The 21,094-nt window shown below is 71.2% G+C and carries 21 protein-coding genes; 13 read left to right on the top strand and 8 right to left on the bottom strand.

Features of this window, described 5'->3' with window-relative positions; translation table 11 throughout:
- The first annotated feature begins 56 nt into the window (after positions 1–56).
- Complete coding sequence (gene xylA / locus AA0Y20_RS01280) at positions 57–1,244, top strand: xylose isomerase (protein ID WP_412936788.1); 1,188 nt, start codon at positions 57–59, stop codon at positions 1,242–1,244.
- A gap of 47 nt (positions 1,245–1,291) precedes the next feature.
- The gene (gene xylB, locus AA0Y20_RS01275; RefSeq protein WP_412936786.1) at positions 1,292–2,608 is read left to right on the top strand and encodes a xylulokinase; all 1,317 of its coding nucleotides are present in this window, start codon (positions 1,292–1,294) and stop codon (positions 2,606–2,608) included.
- Positions 2,609–2,612: 4 nt separating this feature from the next.
- Here the strand turns inward: xylB and AA0Y20_RS01270 are convergent, their stop codons facing one another.
- A complete protein-coding gene (locus AA0Y20_RS01270) occupies positions 2,613–3,458 on the bottom strand; it encodes an NAD-dependent epimerase/dehydratase family protein (protein ID WP_412936784.1) in 846 nt (281 codons plus the stop codon).
- Positions 3,459–3,511: 53 nt separating this feature from the next.
- Between AA0Y20_RS01270 and AA0Y20_RS01265 the strand changes: the two genes are divergently transcribed.
- Entirely contained in the window at positions 3,512–4,051 is a 540-nt protein-coding gene (locus AA0Y20_RS01265) for a YaeQ family protein (protein ID WP_412936782.1), read from the top strand.
- On the opposite strand, the gene AA0Y20_RS01260 is transcribed toward AA0Y20_RS01265, so the two are convergent.
- Positions 4,036–4,926 carry a hypothetical protein gene (locus AA0Y20_RS01260; protein WP_412936780.1) on the bottom strand — a complete coding sequence of 297 codons (891 nt, stop codon included), beginning with the start codon at positions 4,924–4,926 and terminating at the stop codon, positions 4,036–4,038. The genes AA0Y20_RS01265 and AA0Y20_RS01260 overlap by 16 nt on opposite strands.
- Positions 4,927–5,012: 86 nt before the next feature.
- Here AA0Y20_RS01260 and AA0Y20_RS01255 point away from each other — a divergent pair, with 86 nt between their 5' ends.
- The gene (locus AA0Y20_RS01255) at positions 5,013–7,355 is read left to right on the top strand and encodes a LuxR C-terminal-related transcriptional regulator (protein WP_412936778.1); all 2,343 of its coding nucleotides are present in this window, start codon (positions 5,013–5,015) and stop codon (positions 7,353–7,355) included.
- Here AA0Y20_RS01255 and AA0Y20_RS01250 read toward each other — a convergent pair.
- Positions 7,262–8,446 carry an MFS transporter gene (locus AA0Y20_RS01250; protein WP_412936777.1) on the bottom strand — a complete coding sequence of 395 codons (1,185 nt, stop codon included), beginning with the start codon at positions 8,444–8,446 and terminating at the stop codon, positions 7,262–7,264. The genes AA0Y20_RS01255 and AA0Y20_RS01250 overlap by 94 nt on opposite strands.
- A 179-nt stretch (positions 8,447–8,625) precedes the next feature.
- On the opposite strand from AA0Y20_RS01250, the gene AA0Y20_RS01245 reads away from it, so the two are divergent.
- The 6 genes from AA0Y20_RS01245 to AA0Y20_RS01220 all read left to right on the top strand — a co-directional run bounded on the left by AA0Y20_RS01245 (position 8,626) and on the right by AA0Y20_RS01220 (position 15,772).
- Positions 8,626–11,538 carry a hypothetical protein gene (locus AA0Y20_RS01245; RefSeq protein WP_412936775.1) on the top strand — a complete coding sequence of 971 codons (2,913 nt, stop codon included), beginning with the start codon at positions 8,626–8,628 and terminating at the stop codon, positions 11,536–11,538.
- A 206-nt stretch (positions 11,539–11,744) separates the two neighbouring features.
- A complete protein-coding gene (locus AA0Y20_RS01240; RefSeq protein ID WP_412936773.1) occupies positions 11,745–13,055 on the top strand; it encodes a hemolysin family protein in 1,311 nt (436 codons plus the stop codon).
- 78 nt (positions 13,056–13,133) lie between these two features.
- On the top strand, positions 13,134–14,399 hold the full coding sequence (gene nhaA / locus AA0Y20_RS01235; RefSeq protein ID WP_412936771.1) for a Na+/H+ antiporter NhaA: 1,266 nt from the start codon (positions 13,134–13,136) through the stop codon (positions 14,397–14,399).
- 113 nt (positions 14,400–14,512) lie between these two features.
- Positions 14,513–15,067 (top strand): MarR family winged helix-turn-helix transcriptional regulator, encoded by a 555-nt coding sequence (locus tag AA0Y20_RS01230; protein WP_412936770.1) that lies wholly within the window; start codon positions 14,513–14,515, stop codon positions 15,065–15,067.
- A 74-nt stretch (positions 15,068–15,141) separates the two neighbouring features.
- Positions 15,142–15,393, top strand: coding sequence for a hypothetical protein (locus AA0Y20_RS01225; RefSeq protein WP_412936768.1), 252 nt, complete (start codon positions 15,142–15,144; stop codon positions 15,391–15,393).
- Positions 15,394–15,454: 61 nt separating this feature from the next.
- Positions 15,455–15,772, top strand: a complete 318-nt coding sequence (locus AA0Y20_RS01220; protein WP_412936766.1) for an ATP-dependent DNA ligase — start codon at positions 15,455–15,457, stop codon at positions 15,770–15,772.
- 30 nt (positions 15,773–15,802) lie between these two features.
- Here AA0Y20_RS01220 and AA0Y20_RS01215 read toward each other — a convergent pair whose 3' ends face one another.
- Positions 15,803–16,147, bottom strand: coding sequence for a hypothetical protein (locus AA0Y20_RS01215; RefSeq protein ID WP_412936764.1), 345 nt, complete (start codon positions 16,145–16,147; stop codon positions 15,803–15,805).
- 89 nt (positions 16,148–16,236) lie between these two features.
- On the opposite strand from AA0Y20_RS01215, the gene AA0Y20_RS01210 reads away from it, so the two are divergent.
- From AA0Y20_RS01210 to AA0Y20_RS01200, 3 genes are read left to right on the top strand one after another with little or no spacing between them, the layout of a single operon-like run.
- Positions 16,237–16,377: a hypothetical protein gene (locus AA0Y20_RS01210; protein ID WP_412936762.1), complete on the top strand. Its 141-nt coding sequence runs from the start codon at positions 16,237–16,239 to the stop codon at positions 16,375–16,377.
- Between the two features lie 10 nt (positions 16,378–16,387).
- Positions 16,388–17,251, top strand: coding sequence for a transposase (locus AA0Y20_RS01205; RefSeq protein WP_412936760.1), 864 nt, complete (start codon positions 16,388–16,390; stop codon positions 17,249–17,251).
- 9 nt (positions 17,252–17,260) lie between these two features.
- A complete protein-coding gene (locus tag AA0Y20_RS01200; RefSeq protein WP_413331861.1) occupies positions 17,261–17,731 on the top strand; it encodes a glutaminase in 471 nt (156 codons plus the stop codon).
- A gap of 5 nt (positions 17,732–17,736) precedes the next feature.
- Here the strand turns inward: AA0Y20_RS01200 and AA0Y20_RS01195 are convergent, their stop codons facing one another.
- The 4 genes from AA0Y20_RS01195 to AA0Y20_RS01180 all read right to left on the bottom strand — a co-directional run bounded on the left by AA0Y20_RS01195 (position 17,737) and on the right by AA0Y20_RS01180 (position 20,722).
- Entirely contained in the window at positions 17,737–18,780 is a 1,044-nt protein-coding gene (locus AA0Y20_RS01195) for a YihY/virulence factor BrkB family protein (RefSeq protein ID WP_412936757.1), read from the bottom strand.
- Positions 18,781–18,904: 124 nt separating this feature from the next.
- The gene (locus tag AA0Y20_RS01190; protein WP_412936755.1) at positions 18,905–19,480 is read right to left on the bottom strand and encodes a DUF3618 domain-containing protein; all 576 of its coding nucleotides are present in this window, start codon (positions 19,478–19,480) and stop codon (positions 18,905–18,907) included.
- A complete protein-coding gene (locus AA0Y20_RS01185) occupies positions 19,477–19,893 on the bottom strand; it encodes a phage holin family protein (protein WP_412936753.1) in 417 nt (138 codons plus the stop codon). The genes AA0Y20_RS01190 and AA0Y20_RS01185 overlap by 4 nt, the downstream gene beginning before the upstream one ends.
- Entirely contained in the window at positions 19,883–20,722 is an 840-nt protein-coding gene (locus tag AA0Y20_RS01180) for a hypothetical protein (RefSeq protein ID WP_412936751.1), read from the bottom strand. The genes AA0Y20_RS01185 and AA0Y20_RS01180 overlap by 11 nt, the downstream gene beginning before the upstream one ends.
- Positions 20,723–21,094 lie beyond the last annotated feature (372 nt).

Below are 21,094 nucleotides of genomic sequence, written 5' to 3'. Positions count from 1 at the left end.
GTAATAGACAAACCGACTTACGCTGGGCTCGCAGCAACCGACGCGAAGGAGCACGCATGCGCACCCCGACCCCGGCCGACAAGTTCACCTTCGGCCTCTGGACCATCGGCTACAACGGCACGGACCCGTTCGGCGGCCCGACCCGGCCGCCCCTCGACGTCGTCCACGCGGTCGAGAAGCTCGCCGAGCTCGGGGCCGCGGGACTGACGTTCCACGACGACGACCTGTTCGCGTTCGGGTCGAGCGAGAGCGAGCGCCAGACGCAGATCGACCGCCTCAAAGGCGCCCTCGCCGACACCGGTCTGACGGTGCCGATGGTGACGACCAACCTCTTCAGCGCCCCGGTGTTCAAGGACGGCGGCTTCACCTCGAACGATCGTGCCGTGCGGCGGTTCGCGATCCGCAAGGCCCTGCGTCAGATCGACCTCGGCGCCGAGCTGGGCGCCGAGACCTTCGTCATGTGGGGCGGGCGAGAGGGTGCCGAGTACGACTCCGCGAAGGACGTCCGTCAGGCGCTCGAGCGTTACCGCGAGGCCGTCAACTTCCTCGGCGACTACGTCGTCGAGAAGGGCTACAACCTGCGGTTCGCGATCGAGCCGAAGCCGAACGAGCCGCGCGGCGACATCCTGCTGCCGACCGTCGGACACGCGCTCGCCTTCATCGAGTCGCTCGAGCGGCCCGAGCTGGTCGGGCTGAACCCCGAGGTCGGTCACGAGCAGATGGCGGGTCTGAATTTCGCGGCCGGCATCGCGCAGGCGCTGTACCACGGCAAGCTCTTCCACATCGACCTCAACGGTCAGCGCGGCATCAAGTACGACCAGGACCTCGTGTTCGGGCACGGCGACCTGCACAACGCGTTCGCCCTCGTCGATCTGCTGGAGAACGGCGGCCCGAACGGCGGCCCGGCGTACGACGGACCCCGCCACTTCGACTACAAGCCGAGCCGCACCGAGGACGAGACCGGCGTCTGGGACTCGGCCGCCGCGAACATGCGCACCTATCTGCTGCTCAAGGAGCGGGCCGCGGCGTTCCGCGCCGATCCCGAGGTGCAGGAAGCGCTCGAGGCCGCCCGCGTTCCCGAGCTCGCGCAGCCGACGTTCGGCGACGGCGAGAGCTACGACGACTTCGTCGGCGACCGCTCCGCTTACGAGGACTTCGACACCGACGCGTACCTCGGGGGCAAGGGCTTCGGGTTCGTCCGTCTGCAGCAGCTCGCGACCGAGCACCTGCTCGGCGCGCGCTGACGCTCGGACACGACGAGACCCGCAACGCGAGAGAAGAGGATGCCGGCATGGCGCTGGTGATGGGTGTCGATTCGTCGACCCAATCGTGCAAGGTCGTGATCGTCGACGCCGACACCGGTCGGGTCGTCCGGGAGGGGCGTGCGCCGCACCCGGACGGCACAGCCGTCGACCCCGAGGCGTGGTGGAGCGCCCTGCAGACGGCCATCGAGGTCGCGGGCGGGATGTCGGACGTCGCGGCGTGGTCGATCGGAGGTCAGCAGCACGGCCTCGTCGCGCTCGACGAACGCGGTGACGTCGTCCGCGACGCACTGCTGTGGAACGACACCCGCTCGGCCCAGGCGGCGGCCGATCTCGTGGCCGAGTTCGGCGCGGATGGGCTCGCCCAGCGCACCGGGCTCGTGCCGGTCGCCTCGTTCACCATCAGCAAGCTGCGGTGGCTGCGCGACCACGAGCCCGAGAACGCGGCACGTACCGCGGCGGTGGCTCTGCCGCACGACTGGCTGACCTGGCGCCTGCGCGGCTTCGGCCCCGTCAGCGACGGCGCCGCCGGTGCCGAAGCCCTCGGCGAGCTCGTCACCGACCGCTCCGACGCCTCCGGGACCGGTTACTGGAGCGCGGCCTCGGGCGAGTACGACCGTGAGCTCCTCGTGTCCGCCCTCGGGCACGACGCCATCGTTCCGCGGGTGCTCGGCGCCGACGAGTGGGTCGAGGACCGCGACGGTCGCCGGGTCGCCGCGGGCGCCGGCGACAACGCGGCATCCGCTCTGGGCGTCGGCGCGGGTGTCGGCGACGTCGTCGTCTCGATCGGCACATCAGGAACCGTCTTCGCGGTGAGCGAGACGCCGGCGATCGATGCGACCGGAATCGTCGCGGGGTTCGCCTCGGCGGACGGCCACCACCTGCCGCTCGTCTGCACGCTCAACGCGGCGCGCGTCCTCGACGTGATCGCTGCGCTGCTGGGTGTCGACCACGACGGGCTGTCACGGCTGGCGCTCGCCGCCGAGCCCGGCGCGGCAGGGCTGACCCTCGTGCCGTACTTCGAAGGCGAGCGCACCCCGAACCTGCCGGATGCGACGGCCTCGCTGGCGGGGATGACGCTCGCCTCGACCACGCGCGAGAACCTCGCCCGTGCCGCCGTCGAGGGGATGCTGTCGGGCCTCGGGGCCGGTCTCGACGCGCTCCGCGACCAGGGCGTGCCGCTGCGGCGCGTGCTCCTGGTCGGCGGGGGAGCGCGGTCGGCCGCCGTGCAGCAGATCGCCCCCATGGTCTTCGGTCTCGATGTCGAGGTGCCCGCGCCGGGCGAGTACGTCGCGCTCGGTGCGGCCGAGCAGGCCCGCCGCGTCGTCGCGGAAGAGGTCCGCTAGCGCCTCAGACGTGGTCGCGCCAGGAGTGCTTCGGCTCGTAGCCCAACAGCCGCCGGGCCTTCTGGGTCGAGAAGAGCGACTCGTTCGTCCCGAGCTCACCGCGGATCTCGACGTCGGGGAACACCTCGGCGACGAGCTCCGTGTTCGGGCGTGACATGACGGTGTCGGCGGCGGCGATGAGGAACCGCTCGAAGCCCGCGGGCGCGTTCTCGAGCGCGCGCAGCACGGCCTGCGCGCCGTCGCGCGCGTCGATGTAGCTCCACACGTTCCACTTGCGCCGCAGCGGGTCGGCATCGAAAGAAGGGAACTCGGCGTAGTCCTCGGGCACCATGACGTTCGAGAAGCGCAGCGCCGTGATCGAGAGGCCCGGGTGCCAGCGCACGAGCTCGATCGCGAGCTGCTCCTCGAGGTGCTTCACGAGCGAGTACACCGACTCGGGGCGCGCGGGGTACTCCTCGTCGACCGGGATGTACGGCGGCGGCACGTCGAACGGCAGGCCCTGCACCGTCTCGCTCGAGGCGTACACGACCCGGTCGATGCCGAGTCGCGTCGCGGCGTGGAAGACGTTGAAGGTCGCCGTCATGTTGTTGTGGAACGTCGCGACGTCGGGGCGCACGCCGGGCGCCGGAACCGCGCCGAGGTGGACGATCGCGTCGAGACCGTCGTGGCGGTCGCCGACCGCGCCGAAGGCGTCGACGACCTGGCCGTAGTCGGTCAGGTCGATCTGCACGAACGCCGGCCCGCGCGTGCCGACGACGTCGAAGCCGATGACCTCGTGGCCTGCCGCCGTGAGCTCACGAGCGACGACCGTGCCGAGTTTTCCCGATGATCCCGTCAGTGCGATCCGCATGAGAACAGCGTCGCACACGGTGGTGCACCCCGGGGCGGCTAGGCTCGTTCCTCATGGCTGCCGGGGCGACGATCCACACGTTCGATGCGACGCTCGCCGACGTCGACCGAGGTGTGTACGAGTCGTTCGCCCTGCGCATCGCGCGGCATCCGTCCGAGACCGACGCCTTCATGCTCACCCGGCTGCTGGCGTACTGCCTCGAGTACGAGGACGGCATCGACTTCACCGAAGGGATCGCCGCGAAGGACGAGCCCGCCGTGCTCGTCCGAGACCTCACCGGGTCGATCGTGGCTTGGATCGAGGTGGGGGCACCGGATGCCTCGCGTCTGCACCTCGGCAGCAAGCAGGCGGACCGCGTCGCTGTCTACACGCAGCGCAACCCCGGACCGATCGTCGCCGCGTGGGCGGGGAAGAAGATCCACCGCGTCTCGGAGATCGCCCTGCACAGCTTCGAGGCGGGCTTCATCGACACCCTCGTCTCGGCACTCGATCGCCGCAACACCGTGACGGTCTCGGTCACCGAGCGTCACCTCTACGTCGAGCTCAACGGCGTCACTGCCGAGTCCGACGTCATCTCTCAGCCCGCGGGCTGATCCTCGCCGGTGCCGCGCGCGTCCGGCGCTGCCGTGGACGTCGGCGCCTCGGACACGAACACGTCGACACCGGCATCCGTCAGCACGAGCTGCAGCGCGGTGCCGATCGGATAACGCTCGAGGAGCTCCTCGGGCTGATCCGCGCGAACGACGAACGAGATGGCGGCCGGGAACGCACCCGCCGAGCATCCCTGGTTCATGAAGCCGGACCAGGAGTCGTTCGTCGACGACTCGATGTCGGCGACGTGGGTGACGAAGAGGCATGAATCCGCCGAATCGTCGTCGGGTGCCCAGAAGATCGCGGTCTCGAACACCGCGAGTCCGAGGAAGGGCTCGAACGATCGGCCTTCGAGGTTCTCGCCGTATCCGCCGAAGAACGTCGGCAGCTCCGCGCCCGTGGGCAGCAGCGTCGTGACGTGCGTGATTCCCGCGTCCGGTGGCAGAGACGTCGCCGTCGAGGCGCTGCGGGCCGTCGCGAAGGCGGTGATCCCGACGGCGAGCGCCGCCACCGCGACGAGCGATCCGGCCCACATGAGCATCGAGCGCAGCGGCCGCGGGGGCGATTCGGGCGGGGATGTCGATCCGGGCGCGGATGCCGACGCGTCGTCCCCGTCGCCGCTCGAGGGTTCCGTGCCGGGGCCCGGTTCCGGCGACGGTTCGGGCGTCTGCTCCGATGTCTGCTCGGATATCTGCTCCGGGGTCTGCTCGGCGATGAGCGAAGTGCGCGGCTGATCTCGCGCACTCCGTCGCTGCCGTTCGCGCTCCTCGAGCTCGCTCAGCCGTGCGAGCGCCACGGGGTCGTCGGCGATGTCGCCGCCCGCCGCGTACGCGCGGGCGCGAAGCGCTCGCAGCTCGGCAGCAACACCCTCATCCATCCCTGCATCGTGGCACATCCCGAGGCGGTCGGTCCCGGTGCCGCGGGACGTCGACTGATCGAGCCCGCTCCGTTAGCATTCCAGCCATGGCACCCCTGCGCGCCCCGGTGCGCCTGGAACGCCCCCGTCTCCTCGCGGCGCTCGCGTCGCCGGCGTCCCTCGTCGCCCTGCTCGGGCCGGACGGCGCGGGTGCGACCACCCTGCTGCGGCAGTTCGCGGAAGGGCGCGATGACGTCACGTGGGTCGGGGACGGGCGGATCCCCGACGCGGTCTCGCGAACGCTCGTCATCGACGACGGCGACTCTCTCGCCCCCGACGCCTGGGAGCGCGTGCGGCAGCTGCGAGCGACCCGGCCCGATCTGGTCGTGCGGCTCGCCGTACGAAGCGCTCGCGCCGTGCCCCTCGCCTGGGACGTGGAGTGGGTGCGCGATCTCGGGTTCACGCTCGATGAGACCATCGCCTACGTGGCTGCGCGCGGCTCGCACCTCGAGCCCCGGGCGGTGCACGTGGCGGCCGGAGGGCTCCCTGCGGCCGTGGTCGCGGTGGTCGAGGCGAACGTCATCGACCCCGAAGCGGTCCAGATCGTGCTCGCGCGCCTCGCCCCGCATCCGTTGCCCCGTGCGGTCGCTGCTCTGGCCGTGCCGGAGTTCCTCACCCCGGCCCTGGTCGCCCAGCTCGGCGGGGACGATGGCATCGTCGAGCAGGCCGAGCGGGCCGGACACGGGGAATGGCGCACCGACGACGGCACGTTGATCTTCGCGCTCACAGCGCCGATCCGCGCCGCCACGCTCGTCACGACGCCCCTGCCTGCGGAGGAGCAGCGCGCCATCCATCACCGCGCAGCCCGAGCCCTGCTCCGAGAGGGCTCCGGGCTGGGCGCCGTCGTCGAGGGCTCCGCGGCGGGTGCCCTCGACATCGTCGACGCCGCGCTGCGCCGCGACGGGCTCAAGCTGCTCTGGGGCAATGGTGCGCGCATCGCCGCCGCCCTGCGACCGATCCCGCTGCTCCAGTTGCGCCGCTGGCCGATCATCGCCCTCGCGCAGGCGCTCATCCTCAACGCCCGCCGGCAGCACATGGTCCGCGCTGCCGAGCTGATGGGCGTCGCGCTGCTCGGGGTTCAGACCGGCCAGAGCGAACCCGCCGATCGTGCCCTGTTGCGGGTCGTCGAGTCGGTGGCCCGACGGCTCACCGGTGTCGGCGACCGCGGTGTGCGTGCGGCTCGGATGGCTGCCCGCACTCTCGACGACTTGTCGGCAGCCGATCTCGAGCAGCTGCACGGACTGCGCGGCGACCTCCATGCGCACGCGGCCATCAGCCTCTTGTACGGAGGGGATGACGGCGCGGCGAGCGATCAATTCGAGCAGGCGCTCGCCACGGCGACCCGGCCGAGCGTCGAGCTTCTCGCCTACGGCGGCTTGGCGCTCATCCATGCGAAAGCGGGCGAGGTCCCTGCCGCGCAGACCTGGGTCGCTCAGGCGCTCGCGCGCCCGTGGCCGGACGACATCCTCGACGAGTACCAGGGCAGCATGCTGCGGATCGCCGAGAGCAGGCTGGCGCTCGAACGCGGCGACACCGCCGCGGCGGAGGCCGCCGTCGCGACCATCTGGCCGATCATCGACACGATCGAGCATTGGCCGGCGCTCGGCGCCGCCCGAGCGTGGGCCGACATCTCGGCAGGCCGACCCGCCGAGGGCGTGGAGCGGCTGCGGTCGTTGCGGTCGCGGCGCGGCAAGCGGATGTCGTCGGGTTCGCCGGCCTCGCGCATGCTCGATGCCACCGAGAGCGCTCTGGCGCTCGCCGCGGGCGACCTCGCATCGGCACGTCGGCTGGCGTCGCGGTCGTCCGACCTGCCCGACGTGATGATCGCCGCCGCGCGGGTGGCGGTCTTCGACCGGCAGCACGAGCGTGCTCTGAGACTCCTCAACGCTGCCGCGGCGCGCACCCCACGGCAGCGGACCGAGACCGCCGCTCTCGAGGCGATCCTGCTCGAGCGGCTCGGCCGCACCGCGGAGGCCCGCACGCTGGCGCGGCACGCGGGCGTCCTCGCCCGCACTTACGGGCTGAGGACCCCGTTCCTCGTGCTCCCCGCAGAGGAGCACGACCTGTTCTCGGGCGAAGTCGACGATCTGCCGGCACCGATCACGGTCGCCGGAGTCGCGCCCCAGCTCACCGTCCGCGAGAGCATCGTCGCTCGGCACCTCGTCGATACCGCGAACGTCGAGGAGATCGCCGCACGCCTCCACGTCTCGGTCAACACCGTGAAGTCGCAGCGCCGGTCTCTGTACCGCAAGCTCGGCGCGTCGTCGCGCGAGGAGGCGATCGCGGCCGCCCTCGCCTACGGGCTCCTCACGGGCGCGGATCCCACCCGTGCGATCACCGCGGTCGAGGCCAGCGCTGCCACCGACGCGACGACGAAGAGGGCGCCGTAGGAGCCGGAGGCCAGGTACAGCACGAGCCCGGCGAGCGCCGGCGCCAGCGTCTGCGGCACGATCGTCGCGAGCCCCAGCACGCCCAGGTCACGCCCGGAGTCGCCCGTGGACGGCAGCACGTCGATCATGAGAGCCAGGTCTGCGGCGAGATAGACGCCGCGTGCTGCTCCGCCCACCACGGCGAACACCACGAGCCCCCCGGCGCCCGGTGCGGCGAGGGGAATCAGCAGCGACGCCGCCAGCACCGCGCTCGCCGCCACGATCCAGGGCACGCGTCGTCTGATCCAGAGCGCCCCGGCGATCGAGCCGCAGACGAGGCTGACGATGTGGAGGCCGATGACGAGGCTCGCGGTCCGGCCGGCCTCGTCGACGGACGCTCCGGTGGTATCCATGACGATGTACAGCAGGTACCCCATCACGAGCTGATGCCCGAGCACGAGGAAGAACCGCGCGGCGAAGACGAGGCGGAGGTCGCGGGAGGCCCACGCCTCGCGGGCGGGGATCCGCATGCTGCCGCCGAGGCTCGACCGGTCGCGGTTCGCGATCACGAATCCGATCGAGGCGATGACCAGCCCCGCCGCGAGAACGAGGTACACGAGCTGCGGGTTCGCCACGCCGAGACCGGCCCCCGCTGCTCCAGCGGCGAGCCCGCCAGCGGCACCCATGCCGAAGAAGGCCGCGGCGCGGGGGCGGCGGGCAGGTTCGACCCGGTCGGCCAGCACGGCGTCGAGCGGAGCCTCCAACACGTTCAGGAGCGGCTGCAGCACGATCCAGCCCAACGCGACGGCCCACACCGACTCGGCGTGGCCCAGCGCCACCATCACGGCAGCGCTGCCGCCCGCGCCCGCGAGGATCCAGGGGGCCCGCCGTCCCCACCGTGAGCGCGTCCGGTCCGACACCGCGCCGGCCAGGGGGTGGACGACGAGGGTCAGAAGCGACGACGCGGTGAGGACGACGGCGAGGACGACGTCTTTGTCGTCGGCATCGGCACGCGCGATCTGAGCCGGGACGAGCACACCCGCGACGCCGCCGTACACGGCGTTCAACGCGAGCGCGGCGGTCAGCAGCGACCAGAGGAGCCGGGTGTGCACCTGAGCATTCTGGTGCGCGATGACCCGCCGTGCGAAAGCCGGGGTGAAATCCGAGGTGAAGTTCGCAGGACTCGCGCGTCACCGACCGGTGGTCGCCGCCAGGGTCGACCGCGACGCGCATTCGCCGCGCCCGCATAGCCGCTGCCCGAGCAGCTGTGCCCCCGACCCGAAGGACGACCGTGAAAGACCTGCGCCCAGACTCACCACCGCCGCGACGACGTCGCGCCCGCACCGCCACGAAGGGCCTGCTCGCGGCAGCCCTGTCATCCGCACTCGCCCTCGGCGGCTCCGTCGCCGCTCAGGCCGTCGAGTCCGACGTGCCCCCGTCGCCGAACCCGGCGCTGAGCGAGCACTGCGAGATGAACATCGCCATCAGCGTCGACCTGTCCAACTCCGTGACCGATGCGCAGCTCGCGCAGACGCGCTCCGAGCTGGCGGGCCTGGCGCAGGCGCTCGAGGGATACCCCCTCCAGCTCGCCGTGCACAACTTCGCCTCGAACGCCCCTGCCACGAGCGGTGCCTCGAACAGCCCGCTGCCGCTGACCTCTCTTGCCGACGAGGCGGGAGTGGATGCCGTCGACGCCTACGTCAACGGCATCCAGCGCCCGGCGAGCGCGCAAGGCGGCACGAACTGGGACCGCGGTTTCGCGGCTGTCACCGCGACGCCCGAGGACTACGACGCGCTGATCCTCCTCACCGACGGCAACCCGACCCAGTACGGCAGCCCGGCACGCGGACCCGGCAACAGCACGGACCGCGCCGTCATGGACGCTTCCGTCCGCAGTGCCAACGAGCTGAAGGCGACCGGCACCCGCATCGTCCCGATCGGCGTCAGCGACAACCTCTCGGGGCAGGCGCTGGCCGACTTCCGCGAGCACATCCGACAGGTCTCGGGCCCGACGGAGGGATCCGACTACTACATCGCCGGGTTCTCCGCGCTGCAGCGCACCCTGATCGACATCGTCAACGCCAATTGCGTCTCGATCGCTCTGGAGAAGACCGGCGTCCTCGCGGACGGCGACCGCGGGGTCGCGGGAGACACCGTCGACTACGGCTTCACGATCACCAACGACGGCGGCGTCACGCTGACCGACGTGACGCTCGTCGATCCCAAGCCGGGCCTTTCCGCCATCCGGTTCGGCGCGTGGCCGGGTGCTCCCGGCGTGCTCGAGCCCGGCGAATCGGTGACGGCGACCGCAAGCTACACGGTGACGGATGCCGATGTGGCCACGGGAAGCATCGAGAACGTCGCGACCGCGACGGGCACGCCTCCGGCCGGCGACCCCGTGTCCGACGAGGCGCCCGCGCTGGTGCCGCTGCCCGATCCCGTCCCCGCCATCTCGCTCGAGAAGAGCGGAGTCCTCGACGGGGATGCGATCGCGTACACCTTCACCGCGACCAACACGGGCGACGTGACGCTGACGAACGTCTCGATCGCTGACGCTCTGCCGGGTCTGTCGGAGATCTCGTACGGTGCGTGGCCTGATGCGTCGGGCGTGCTGGCTCCCGGACAGTCGGTCACCGCGACGGCGACGTACGCGCTGACGCAGGCCGACCGTGACGCGGGCGTCGTCGAGAACACGGCGACGGTGGTGGGCACGCCGCCGACGGGCGACCCCGTCACCGACGAGGACGACTTCGATCTGCCCCTTCCGCCGAATCCCGGCATCTCGCTGGTGAAGACGGGCGTCGTCGACGGCGACACGATCTCGTACGAGTTCCGTGCGACGAACATCGGCGACGTCACCCTCTCGGGTGTCTCGATCGCTGACGCTCTGCCGGGTCTGTCGGAGATCTCGTACGGTGCGTGGCCTGATGCGTCGGGCGTGCTGGCGCCGGGCGAGTCCGTCACCGCGACGGCGACCTACGCGCTGACGCAGGCCGACCGTGACGCGGGCGTCGTCGAGAACACGGCGACCGTGGTGGGCACGCCGCCGACGGGCGACCCCGTCACCGACGAGGACGACTTCGACGCCCCCGTGCCGCAGGCTCCCGGCATCCTGCTCGAGAAGACCGGTGCGCTCGAGGGCGACGTCGCGACCTACACCTTCGTCGTCCGCAACGCCGGAGACGTCACGCTTCGCGACGTGTCGGTCGCGGACGCCCTCCCGGGGCTCTCGGAGGTCGTCTACGGGGAGTGGCCGGGCGCGGCCGGTGTGCTGGCTCCCGGACAGTCGGTCACCGCGACGGCGACGTACACGCTGACGCAGGCCGACCGCGACGCGGGCGTCGTCGTCAACACTGCGACCGCGACAGGCGTCCCGCCCGTCGGCGATCCGGTCACCGACGACGACGACGACGAACTGCCCGTGCCGCAGGCCCCCGGCATCGCGTTGGTCAAGACCGGCGTCCTCGAGGGCGGCGAGCTGACGTACAGCTTCACGGCGACCAACATCGGCGACGTGACTCTGACGGACGTCGCGATCGCCGACGAGCTGCCGGGTCTCTCCGACCTCTCCTACGGCGACTGGCCCGGCGCGGCCGGTGTGCTCGCCCCGGGCGAGTCGGTCACCGCGACGGCGACGTACACGCCGACACAGGCCGACCGCGACGCGGGCGTCGTCGAGAACACGGCATCCGTGGTCGGCACCCCGCCGACGGGCGACCCGGTCACCGATGAGGACGAGTTCGACCAGCCGCTGCCGCAGACTCCCGCCATCGCTCTGACGAAGAGCGGCGAACTGGACGGCGACCGCATCCGCTACACCTTCACGGTGACGAACACCGGCGACGTGACGCTCCACGACATCGCCATCGAGGACGGGCTCCGCGGCCTGTCGGAGATCGTTTTCGGCGCCTGGCCGGGGGTGCAGCACGTGCTCGCGCCCGGCGAGTCCGTGACCGCGACCGCCGTGTACGCGGTGACCGCGAGCGACCGGGCAGCCGGTGAGGTGGTCAACACCGCGACCGTCACGGCGACTCCGCCGACCGGCAACCCGGTGACCGACGACGACACCGTCCGTACCCCGATGGGGGCGCTCGCCGCGACCGGTGCCGGTAACGAGCAGCTGATGCGGCTCGCGCTGTTCGGGGCGCTGACGGTCGCGATCGGCGCGGCAGCCGTGGCACTCCGCCGCCGGACCCGCGCCTGACGGCCGCCGAGGCCCCACGACGTACCCGACGTCGTGGGGCCTCGGCCTTTGTCGCGCGTTCAGCGGATGTCAAGTGTTCAGCGGATCCCGAGCGGATGCCGCTATTTTTATGCGATGACGCATCGAGCCTCGCAGGCCTCCGACTCCGACAGTCCCGGCGCCCGGGTGACCCCGGGCGCGCCCCGTCTCGCGAGCGAGGTCAGCCGGTGAGCGGCGACCTGCTCCTCAACATCGTCCTCGTCGTCGTCTTCGTGCTCATCGGCGGTGTCTTCGCCGCGACCGAGATGGCCCTCGTAACCCTGCGCGACAGTCAGGTGAACGCGCTCGCCCTGCGCGGCAAACGGGGTGAGAAGGTCGCGGCTCTCGCGCGGAACCCCAACACCTTCCTGTCTGCCGTCCAGATCGGCGTCACGGTCGCGGGCTTCGCGTCGGCGGCGTACGGTGCCTCGTCGATCGCGCCCTCCCTCGCCCCGGTGCTGGTGTCGTGGGGGCTGTCCGACGCCGCCGCGATGACCGTCGCGACGATCGTCCTGACGCTCATCATCGCCTACCTCTCGCTCGTGCTCGGCGAGCTGGTGCCCAAGCGCCTCGCGATCCAGCGCAACGCCGCCTTCGCGTACGGCGTCGCGCCGGTGCTCAACGGGTTCGCGAAACTCATGCGCCCGGTGATCTGGCTGCTGTCGATCTCGACGAACCTGCTCGTGCGGATGCTGGGCGGAGATCCGAACAAGACCGGAGAGGAGCTGAGCGACGAGGAGCTCCGCGACATCGTGTCGAGTCACGAGGGGCTTCCCGAGGACGAACGGCGCATCCTCGACGACGTGCTGTCGCTGCGCGACCGTCAGCTCAGCGAGGTGATGCGTCCGCGCCCCGAGGTGGTCTCGCTGCCGGGCAATGAGACGGTGGGCGCGGCCGCCGCGGTCGTCCGCGACCTGCCCTACTCGCGCTACCCGATCATCGACCAGACGATCGACGACGTCGCCGGCTTCGTCCACGTCCGCGACGTGCTGGATGCCGCGGGAACCGACGACAGTCGGCCGCTGCAGTCGATCGTGCGGCCGATCCGGTACTTCCCCTCGACGGCTCGCCTGCTGCCCACCCTCACGTCGATGCGGGCGGAGGGGAGTCAGATCGCCGTCGTCGTCGACGAGTACGGCGGCACGGACGGCATCGTGACCCTCGAGGACCTGGTCGAGGAGGTCGTGGGCGAGATCGTCGACGAGTACGACACCGAGGCGATGCCGCATCCGCTCGCCGGCGACGGCGGACCGGTCGACGGGCGGCTGAACCTGCAGGACTTCGAGGAGGCGACCGGCATCTCGATCCCGCGGGGCACGTCCGACACCGTGGCCGGGTTCGTGATCGAACAGCTCGGGCGCCTGGCGCGCGTCGGCGACCGCATCGAGGTGGACGGCGCGACGATCGAGGTGACGCGGCTCGACCGTCGTCGCATCGCGGAGCTCCACGTGGCGCGTGCGTCGCAGGAGGGCCCGCCGGCGGTGCCGGCCGACGGGTAAGCTGTCGGTCGGTGCGTCGGGAAGTCTGGTCGACATGTCCGTCGGCGACTGCCGACGGAGGATCGAAAGGCTCCTCTCATGTACGACGCTCTTCCTCGCCGGGCGCGGCTGCGCCGCTGGCTGTCCCGTGAGACGACGGGCGGGGCGCTGCTCCTCGCGGCTGCGGCCCTCGCGCTGATCTGGGCCAATTCGCCCCTTGCCGGCTCTTACACGGCCCTCTCCGAGTTCACGATCGGGCCCGAGGCGTTGCACCTGGATCTCTCGCTGTCGACGTGGGCGGCGGACGGGCTGCTCGCGCTGTTCTTCTTCGTCGTCGGGGTCGAGCTCAAGCACGAGTTCGTGGCGGGCAGTCTGCGTCGACCGCGGGAGGCCGCCGTTCCCGTGCTCGCGGCGGTCGGGGGGATGCTGCTCCCCGCGATCCTCTTCACCGTCGTCATCCTCGTCACGGGTGACACCGAGGCGCTGCGCGGCTGGGCGATCCCGACGGCGACCGACATCGCGTTCGCGCTCGCCGTGCTGGCGATCTTCGGTCGCGGCCTCCCGCCGGGGCTGCGCACGTTCCTGCTGACTCTCGCCGTCGTCGACGACCTGCTCGCCATCCTGATCATCGCGATCTTCTACACCGCGACCATCCATCTCGTGGCGCTCGTCGTGGCGCTCGCGACCGCGGCCGTGTTCGCCGTCGTCGTCCGCCAGCGGTGGGCGCGGTGGTGGATACTGCTCCCGCTGGGACTCGTCGTGTGGGGGTTCCTCCACGCGTCCGGCGTCCACGCCACGATCGCGGGCGTGCTCCTCGGCTTCGCGGTGCCGGCCCGGCCGCTGCACGGCGAGAGCGTGGCGCGGACCGACACCTACGACGACGTCGTGCGTCCGTTCTCGTCGGGCATCGCACTGCCGGTGTTCGCGTTCTTCGCCGCCGGGGTCAGCGTCGTCGGGACGAGCGACCCGCTGGCGGTCGTCGCGCAGCCTGTCGTGCTCGCCATCGTGGTCGGCCTCGTCGTCGGCAAGGCGGTCGGTGTCCTCGGGGCGACCGCGCTCGTCACCCGGACGACGCCCCTGCGACTGCCGGACGGGGTCGGGATGCGTGATCTGCTGCCGATCGGGCTGCTGTGCGGCATCGGCTTCACCGTCTCGCTGCTCATCACGGGCCTGTCGTTCGCCGACGGCGTGCACACGGACGGCGCCCGCCTCGGTGTGCTCCTCGGCACGCTGCTGTCGGCGGCCGGTGCGGCGGTGCTCCTCAGCCGGAGCGCCCGTCGGGCCCGCGCCGCGACCGCCGGCGCCCCCGCCGCGCACACGATCGACGGCGAGGGGCCCGCGCTCGGATACGACCGCGAGGAGTGATGGGCTGTCGCGCCGTGCGTGTTCCGGATCATCCCGTCTCACGGATGGTCGGTCGCGTCAATCCCTGCGCGCGCCACGTGCGCCGGGGCGCGCCCGCGTCTTAGGATGCCGAAGTGCCCGAAGTCCCGACGCCCACGCATTACTGGTACCCGTCGGACGCTGACGATCCCGGCACTCCCCGCGAGCGCGGCATCGCCGTCCTCCAGGCTTTCCGGCTCTACCGTGCCGCCGAGGCCGCGATGCGGCGGCGGACCCGCGACTCGATGTCGATGGGCGAGAACGAGCTACTCGTGCTCCGATACCTCATCAAGGCGCAGGGCGAGGGCCGGCTCGTCGGTCCGACCGAGCTCGCCCGCTATCTCGGCATCTCGACCGCGTCGACGACGGCCCTGATCGATCGGCTGCAGAAGTCGGGTCACGTCGTGCGCCAGGCGCATCCGAGCGACCGGCGCAGCGTGCACGTCGTGGCCACCGAGAAGTCGGACGACGAGGTGCGGGCGACGCTGGGGCGGATGCACGAACGCATGATCGCGGCCGTAGACGGGATGACCGTCGACGAGGCGCGGGCAGTGATCGCGTGCCTCGGGCGGCTGCAGCAGGCCGTCGACGAGGTCGATGCGCACGCTCCCGACCCGCGCGCGGAGCAGGCGCGCAGCGACCGGTCCTGACGGGTAGCTAGTCAGCGGAGAAAGCCCGCGAATTGACATTCGTCAGGCGGCACGACGCGTGACAACATGGGAACATGTGTTCCCTCCCGGTGACCCCGATCGAGGAGCGCTTCGCCATCGAAGGGCAGGTGGTGACGTCGTTCTCGGGCGTGGTCTCGCGCCTGGCCGCCGCGTATCCGTCCCTCGCCGTCGTCGACGTCGAGCGCGTCGTCCTGCGTGAATGGGACGCGTTCAGCGCCGGACGGCCCGTGGTCGTGCCGGTCGGCGTCGAAGAGGGCGCAGCCGAGATGCTGGCGGTGGAGGCTTCCGCCCAGATCGACGGCTGACGGCCCGCGCCCGAGTGGCACGTCGTTTATCGGATCGTAGGTTGCGCGTTAGGCTCACTCCGTGGGCCGATTCATCTACGACACGCTGGGGAACTCCGTCGAGATCGACGACCGGACTCTGGCGCACTTGCGCATCGTCATCATGAACAAGCTGCGTCGATCCGAGCCGTTCATGTTCGACATCGATCTGCCCCGCGGGGGTGAGCGCCGTAGCTACTGGATCCACCCGTCCGTGCCGCTGCAGTTCCACTTCTCGGGCAGCCGCCAGCCACGGATCAACCGTCACTGGGTCGAAGAGCTCATGCAGGTCGCGAGCGGGCCCGCGGGCCTCAGCATCGTTCCCGAGCCTGCCGAGGACGGCGCGCCCGAACTCGGCTGAGCGGGCATCGCCCCGCCCACTCCGCGCGGGTCAGGTGGTGGCGTCGTTACCCGGCTGCGCAGCGGCTTCGGGGTCGTCGATGTGCTCGGTGACCACCATGATGCCGCCGGATGAGTTCGCGGAGTTCGCCATCTCCTCCACCCACTCGCGGCTGAGTGTCGTCGGCTCCGGGTCGTCGAAGGCGAATCGGAGCGGGATGGAGGGGTGCAGCCAGATCGTGCTGCGTCCGGTGGGCTCGCCGTCGGGGTGCCGCCACGAGAGCGTGAAGCTCTCTCCGCGCCGAAGCTTGGTCGCGATGACGACTTTGAGGTGCGCCAGCGTGCGGTCTTCGATGTGGATCGGCGATGCGCCGTCTCCGTAGTAGATGGTGCCCACGAGCACCACATTAAACCGCTCAGGGACGATCCCCAATCTCATTGTCAAGGCCTCGACGCTCCGTGGATCGCGGAGAAAAGTGGATGCCGATGATGATCGATCCACGCCCCGACGACGAGCTCGAGCCGAGAGACACCGGCTCGTTCGATGACGATGTGTTCGCGGATCTCCCGGCCTTCGACGTCGTCGACGGCGAGCTGATGCCGCGTGCCCCGAAGCGCGGTCGGTGACAATGGCGGGATGACGGCGAACGGCCCGCGGACGGGCGACAGCGAGGATGACGACTTCGACGCGGTGGCCGCCGAGCTGCTGGCTGTGCCGCCGGGGGATTTCGTCTCGTCGCGCAATGCGCGTGCTGCCGAAGCCTCATCGGCGTTGAGCAGGCGCATCCGGGGGCTGCGCAAGCCGACGGTTGCGGCATGGGCGGTCAACCTGCTGAGCCGCGACGCATCGTTCCGCGAAGCGCTCGAACTCTCCGATGCGCTCCGCGAAGCTCAAGACGACCTCGATGCGGCCGAGCTCGCCCGGCTCGGCCGGCAACGCCGTGCCCTCGTCGCGGCGCTTGCGCGCCGCTCCGCCGACCTGGCCGACGAGGCGGGTGTCGCGCTGTCGGCGGCGGCGCGCGACGAGGTGGAGCGCACCGTCAATGCGGCCATCGTCGACCCGGTCGCCGGGGCGGTGGTGGGGGCGGGACGGCTCGTGCGCACCCTCGAGCCGGGTTCGCTCGACGCCGAGACGCTGGGGGACCGTGTCGCGGGTTCGATCCCCGGGGCCCCGGCGGCCCCGGAGCGGCCGCGTGACGATCTCGCGGAGCGGCGCGCGCGGCGCGAGGCCGAGAAGCGGAGACGTGAGGCCGAGCGTGAGGCGAGTGAAGCGCGCCGCGTGCTCGCACGAGCGGAGGAGCGCCGGTCGAGCGCGAGGGAACGCGCCGACCGGCTGCACGAGCGGGTCGAGGAGCTCCGTCGGGATCTCGCGCGGGTGTCGGACGACGCCGAGCGGGCTGACGGTGCTGTCGAAGAGCTCGATGACGCGGTCGCGTCGGCGAAGGACGCGCTGGCGTCGGCGGAGCGCAAGGTGCGCGCGGCCGACGGCGCCGGTCAATAGCATCGAGGGATGCCGGATGCAGCGACCGACCTCATCGCCGACGCGCGTCGCCGGCTGACCGGCGTTCCGCGTGAGCGACTCGGGGTCCGAAGCGAGGGGCGCCGTCTGCTCGGTTTCGGTCGCGCCTCCCGGATCCTGCCAGTGGGCGACGCCTGGCATCTCGGGGTGCTGCTCATCGCCGACGACAAGGTCTTCGCGACCGGCGAGGTGCTGCGAGCCCGGGCCGAGGCCGTCCGCGGCTACACCGCCGAGGCGCAGCGCGCTCGGTCCGAGCGTGCCGCTGCGGCATCCCGCGGCGGCTTCGCGGAGGGAGAGCCGGTACACCTGGACTGGTCGCCGATCGATCTCGACGCGGTCGATGCGGGCGGGGCCTCGGGCCCGCTGGCCCGCACCGACGGCGTCGTGACGGTCTCCTTCGCGGCGGGAGCGCGGATGCCGCTCGCCGCGTACCTCGACGACCGGATCGCGCTGCTGCCCTGACGCGCTCAGTCGTCGGATGTGCCGCCGGTGGCGCGCAGGCGCCGCGCTTCGGCGCGCTCCTCGGCCTCCTGCTTCTGGGTCTTCTCGATGCGGGCGGTGTCGCGAGGGGGCAGCTGGATCGTGTCCTCCGCCGGCATCCCGGCCTGCAGCTCCCTCCCGCGCTCGAGTTCGGCGTCGAACTCGGCGCCGAACAGCAGGGCGAGATTCGTGATCCACAGCCACAGCAGAAAGACGATGACGCCCGCGAACGACCCGTACGTGCGCTCGTAGTTCGAGAAGTTCGCGACGTAGATGCCGAAGCCCGCCGTCGCGACGGCGAGGACCGCGATCGCGATGACGGCGCCCGTGCTGATCCACCGGAAGCGCGGCTGCTTCGCGTTGGGGCCGAAGTAGTAGAGCACGGCTACGAGGAGGACGACGATGAAGGCGAGTACGGGCCACTTGGCGATTTGCCAGACGAGCACGGCGGTGCTGCCCAGGCCGATCGCGTCGCCGACGGCTTGCGCGACGGGACCGGACACCACGAGCAGCACCAGCGCGACGACGACGAGCGCGACCGCCAGCAGCGTGACCCCGAGCTGCTGCGGCTTGAGCTTGAGGAACGGACGGCCCTCGTCGATCTCCCAGATGCGGTTCATCGCACGGCTGAACGCGCCGACGTAGCCGGAGGCCGACCACAATGCCAGGACGATGCCGGAGATGAGGGCGAAGCCCGCTGCCGGCGAGGTGGCCATCTCTTCGATGGGGCCGCGCAGGATGTCGGCGGCGCCGCCGGGAGCGACCTGGCCGACGATGTCGAGCACGGCGTCAGACGCCTGCTGCCCCTGCCCGATGACGCCGAGCAGCGAGAACACCGCGAGGAGGCCCGGGAACGCGGAGAGCACGGCGTAGTAGGTGAGTCCGGCGGCGAGGTCGGGGCACTGATCGCGGCTGAACTCCCGGACGGTGCGCTTGAGCACGTGCTTCCACGACGGCTTCTCGACGTCGGTGATGGAGTCGGGCTTCGCGGGGTGCTCGGGGTCGGGGCCGTCGGTTCTCTGGTTGCTCATGTCTCTCCTGGGGTCGTGCGCGCTGCGGGATGGTCGGCGGCGCGGGAAACGCGACCGTGCACCGGGTCGGCGGCGGGCGCCGTCCCGGTGCACGGTTCGTGCAGCTCTCGTGCCGCCAGGGATGTCAGCTGCCGCTGACGTTGTCGCGGGCCTCCTGGGCGCGGTCGGTGACATTGCCGACCCCGTCCTGCGCGTCGCTCTTGACGTGGGAGACCGCCTCGGTCGCGGTGTCCTTGACCGCCGCAGCGGCATCCTGAACGGGCTCCTTCAGGTCGGAGCCGACCTGCTGCGCGACGCTCTTGGCTTCCTCGACGAGGGGCTGGGCCTGCTCTTTGACGTCGGCGGCGATGCCCTTCTCCTTCGTGGATGCCGGGATGAGCGACGCGACGAGCAGCCCGCCGGCGAAGGCCATGAGGCCGACGGCGAGGGGGTTGCCCTCGGCCTTGGCGCCCACCTTCTGCGCGGCATCCGACACGCCTCCGGCGACCGAGGAACCTGCGCCGTGGAGCGATGAGCCCGCGTCGTCGGCCGCGCCCATCACGCGGTCGCGGACGGAGCCGAGGGCGCCCTTGATCTTGTCGGTCTGACGGTGTGCGATCTTCGAGGGCGTCACCTTGTCGACGAGAGCGTCGGTGTCTTGGCTCAGCTCGCGACGCTTGCGCTCGATGTCGGCGCGGATCGCTTCCGGTGAATCGGTCATCGGTTCTCCTCATTTCTCTTCAATGCGTCGGGGATCTTGCCCAGGGTCTCGGCCGTTTGCGGCGCACCCTGGACATTCGAGAGCTGCTTGCGCCCGAGGGCGTACAGCACGGCCGCGGCGGCGCCCCAGATGACGGCCACGATGACGGCCGACCAGCCGAGTCCGACCAGGTGCCCGATCGCCCACCAGAGGGCGACCGACAGGAAGAAGACCGCCATGAGCGCCGCGTATCCGGCGCCGCCCAGCATTCCGGCGCCCTTGCCCGCGCGAGTCCCCGACTCCTTCAGCTCGGCTTTGGCCAGGTTGATCTCCTGGCGCATCAGCTCCGACAGGTCGCGCGTGACCTCGCCCAGCAGATCGCCGAGCGACGTCGTGGCCGCCTGTTGTTCGGACGGCGTGGGGTTATCGGTCATCGCGGCGCTCCCCGATGCCCTCGGTGTACGGCTCGTCGGGTGTGCGGCCGACGGAGCTGTCGTAGAGCGGGGTGGGCTCTGCGGCATCCGGTGCTCCGCCGATCGGCTCGTCGAGCGGCGCTCCGACGGGAGCGTTCGTCGGAGCCGACGGCGCTGCGGGGATGCCGGCGGGCGCGGAGCCCGGCGTGCCGATCGGCGCGTCGAGTGGGGCGTTCACCGGGGCCGGCGAGGGAGCGGAGGGGGCCGAGGGCACCCCGTCGGCGGTGCCGGTCGTGCCGGTGGCGCCGGCCGTGCCGGAGGCGGAGTCGTGCTCTTCCTTCGCGCCCTCGGCCAGAGCGCGCGTGAGTCGGCCGGCGACGACGCCCGCGATCAACGCGCCCGCGATGAAGACGCCCGGCTTGCGGCGCGCGAAGCTCTTCACCTCGCTGACCAGCGAACCCGGGTCGCGCTGCGAGAGCCAGTCGGATGCGCCGCTCACTCGGCTCGACACCTGACGCACGAGGTCGGTGGCGATGCCGGGGTTCTCGGAGTTCTGGGCCAGCGAGTCCAGCTCATCTCCGATCGAGCGCAGCCCGTCGGCGACGCGCTGCTGCTGCGACGCGGCCTGCTCGGTGAGCTGCTGCTTCGTTTGCGCGTAGACCTGCTTCGCCTGAGACTTCGCCTCTGACGCGACGCTCGCCGCTTCCTGCTTGGCCGTGTCGACGACGTGGCCGGCCTCGGCCTTCGCGGTGCCCGCGACCTCGCCGGCCTCGTGCTTCGCCGTCTCAGCCGTGCCTGACCCTGATCCTGCCTGCGAGCCGGACGTCGGCTCACCATAGTTCTGCGACATCGGTTCTCCTCTCGGTACCGCTTTGCGTTCGTGGGGTGCCGATGTAACGCCTGGGGCCCGCGTCCTGCCCCGGGGCTTGACGACGGCGACATCCTGTGTGAGCGCCGCGTCTTTCGTACCGACGCTGCGCGAAACGGATCCGCTTCCGGCTCCGCATCCGTATCCAGGGCCACGCGCGTCGGCGCCGATGCGAACGTGCGACTTCTCGCCTCGAGTGGATGCCGTCGCCGTCGCCGTTGCCGTAGCCGTTGACCGCGGACGGACGCCCAATCTTCAGGTGGGTGGGTTCCCTGCTCGGGCGCGCTGCAACAGGCGGGGACACGCTTCGACACAGGTGGCACGCTTCGACACAGGGGCAGGCACGCTTCGACA

Origin of the sequence: Microbacterium pratiae, assembly GCF_047302165.1 — a bacterium.
Lineage (GTDB): Bacteria > Actinomycetota > Actinomycetes > Actinomycetales > Microbacteriaceae > Microbacterium.
This window is presented reverse-complemented; position numbering and strand designations above follow the sequence as displayed.

Excerpts from the sequence above, each read along its gene's own strand:
- xylA (WP_412936788.1), top strand. The coding sequence starts at position 57 with ATGCGCACCCCGACCCCGGCCGACAAGTTCACCTTCGGCCTCTGGACC.
- xylB (WP_412936786.1), top strand. The coding sequence starts at position 1,292 with ATGGCGCTGGTGATGGGTGTCGATTCGTCGACCCAATCGTGCAAGGTC.
- AA0Y20_RS01270 (WP_412936784.1), bottom strand. The coding sequence starts at position 3,458 with ATGCGGATCGCACTGACGGGATCATCGGGAAAACTCGGCACGGTCGTC.
- AA0Y20_RS01265 (WP_412936782.1), top strand. The coding sequence starts at position 3,512 with ATGGCTGCCGGGGCGACGATCCACACGTTCGATGCGACGCTCGCCGAC.
- AA0Y20_RS01260 (WP_412936780.1), bottom strand. The coding sequence starts at position 4,926 with ATGGATGAGGGTGTTGCTGCCGAGCTGCGAGCGCTTCGCGCCCGCGCG.
- AA0Y20_RS01255 (WP_412936778.1), top strand. The coding sequence starts at position 5,013 with ATGGCACCCCTGCGCGCCCCGGTGCGCCTGGAACGCCCCCGTCTCCTC.
- nhaA (WP_412936771.1), top strand. The coding sequence starts at position 13,134 with ATGTACGACGCTCTTCCTCGCCGGGCGCGGCTGCGCCGCTGGCTGTCC.
- AA0Y20_RS01225 (WP_412936768.1), top strand. The coding sequence starts at position 15,142 with ATGTGTTCCCTCCCGGTGACCCCGATCGAGGAGCGCTTCGCCATCGAA.
- AA0Y20_RS01210 (WP_412936762.1), top strand. The coding sequence starts at position 16,237 with ATGATGATCGATCCACGCCCCGACGACGAGCTCGAGCCGAGAGACACC.
- AA0Y20_RS01205 (WP_412936760.1), top strand. The coding sequence starts at position 16,388 with ATGACGGCGAACGGCCCGCGGACGGGCGACAGCGAGGATGACGACTTC.
- AA0Y20_RS01200 (WP_413331861.1), top strand. The coding sequence starts at position 17,261 with ATGCCGGATGCAGCGACCGACCTCATCGCCGACGCGCGTCGCCGGCTG.
- AA0Y20_RS01195 (WP_412936757.1), bottom strand. The coding sequence starts at position 18,780 with ATGAGCAACCAGAGAACCGACGGCCCCGACCCCGAGCACCCCGCGAAG.
- AA0Y20_RS01190 (WP_412936755.1), bottom strand. The coding sequence starts at position 19,480 with ATGACCGATTCACCGGAAGCGATCCGCGCCGACATCGAGCGCAAGCGT.
- AA0Y20_RS01185 (WP_412936753.1), bottom strand. The coding sequence starts at position 19,893 with ATGACCGATAACCCCACGCCGTCCGAACAACAGGCGGCCACGACGTCG.
- AA0Y20_RS01180 (WP_412936751.1), bottom strand. The coding sequence starts at position 20,722 with ATGTCGCAGAACTATGGTGAGCCGACGTCCGGCTCGCAGGCAGGATCA.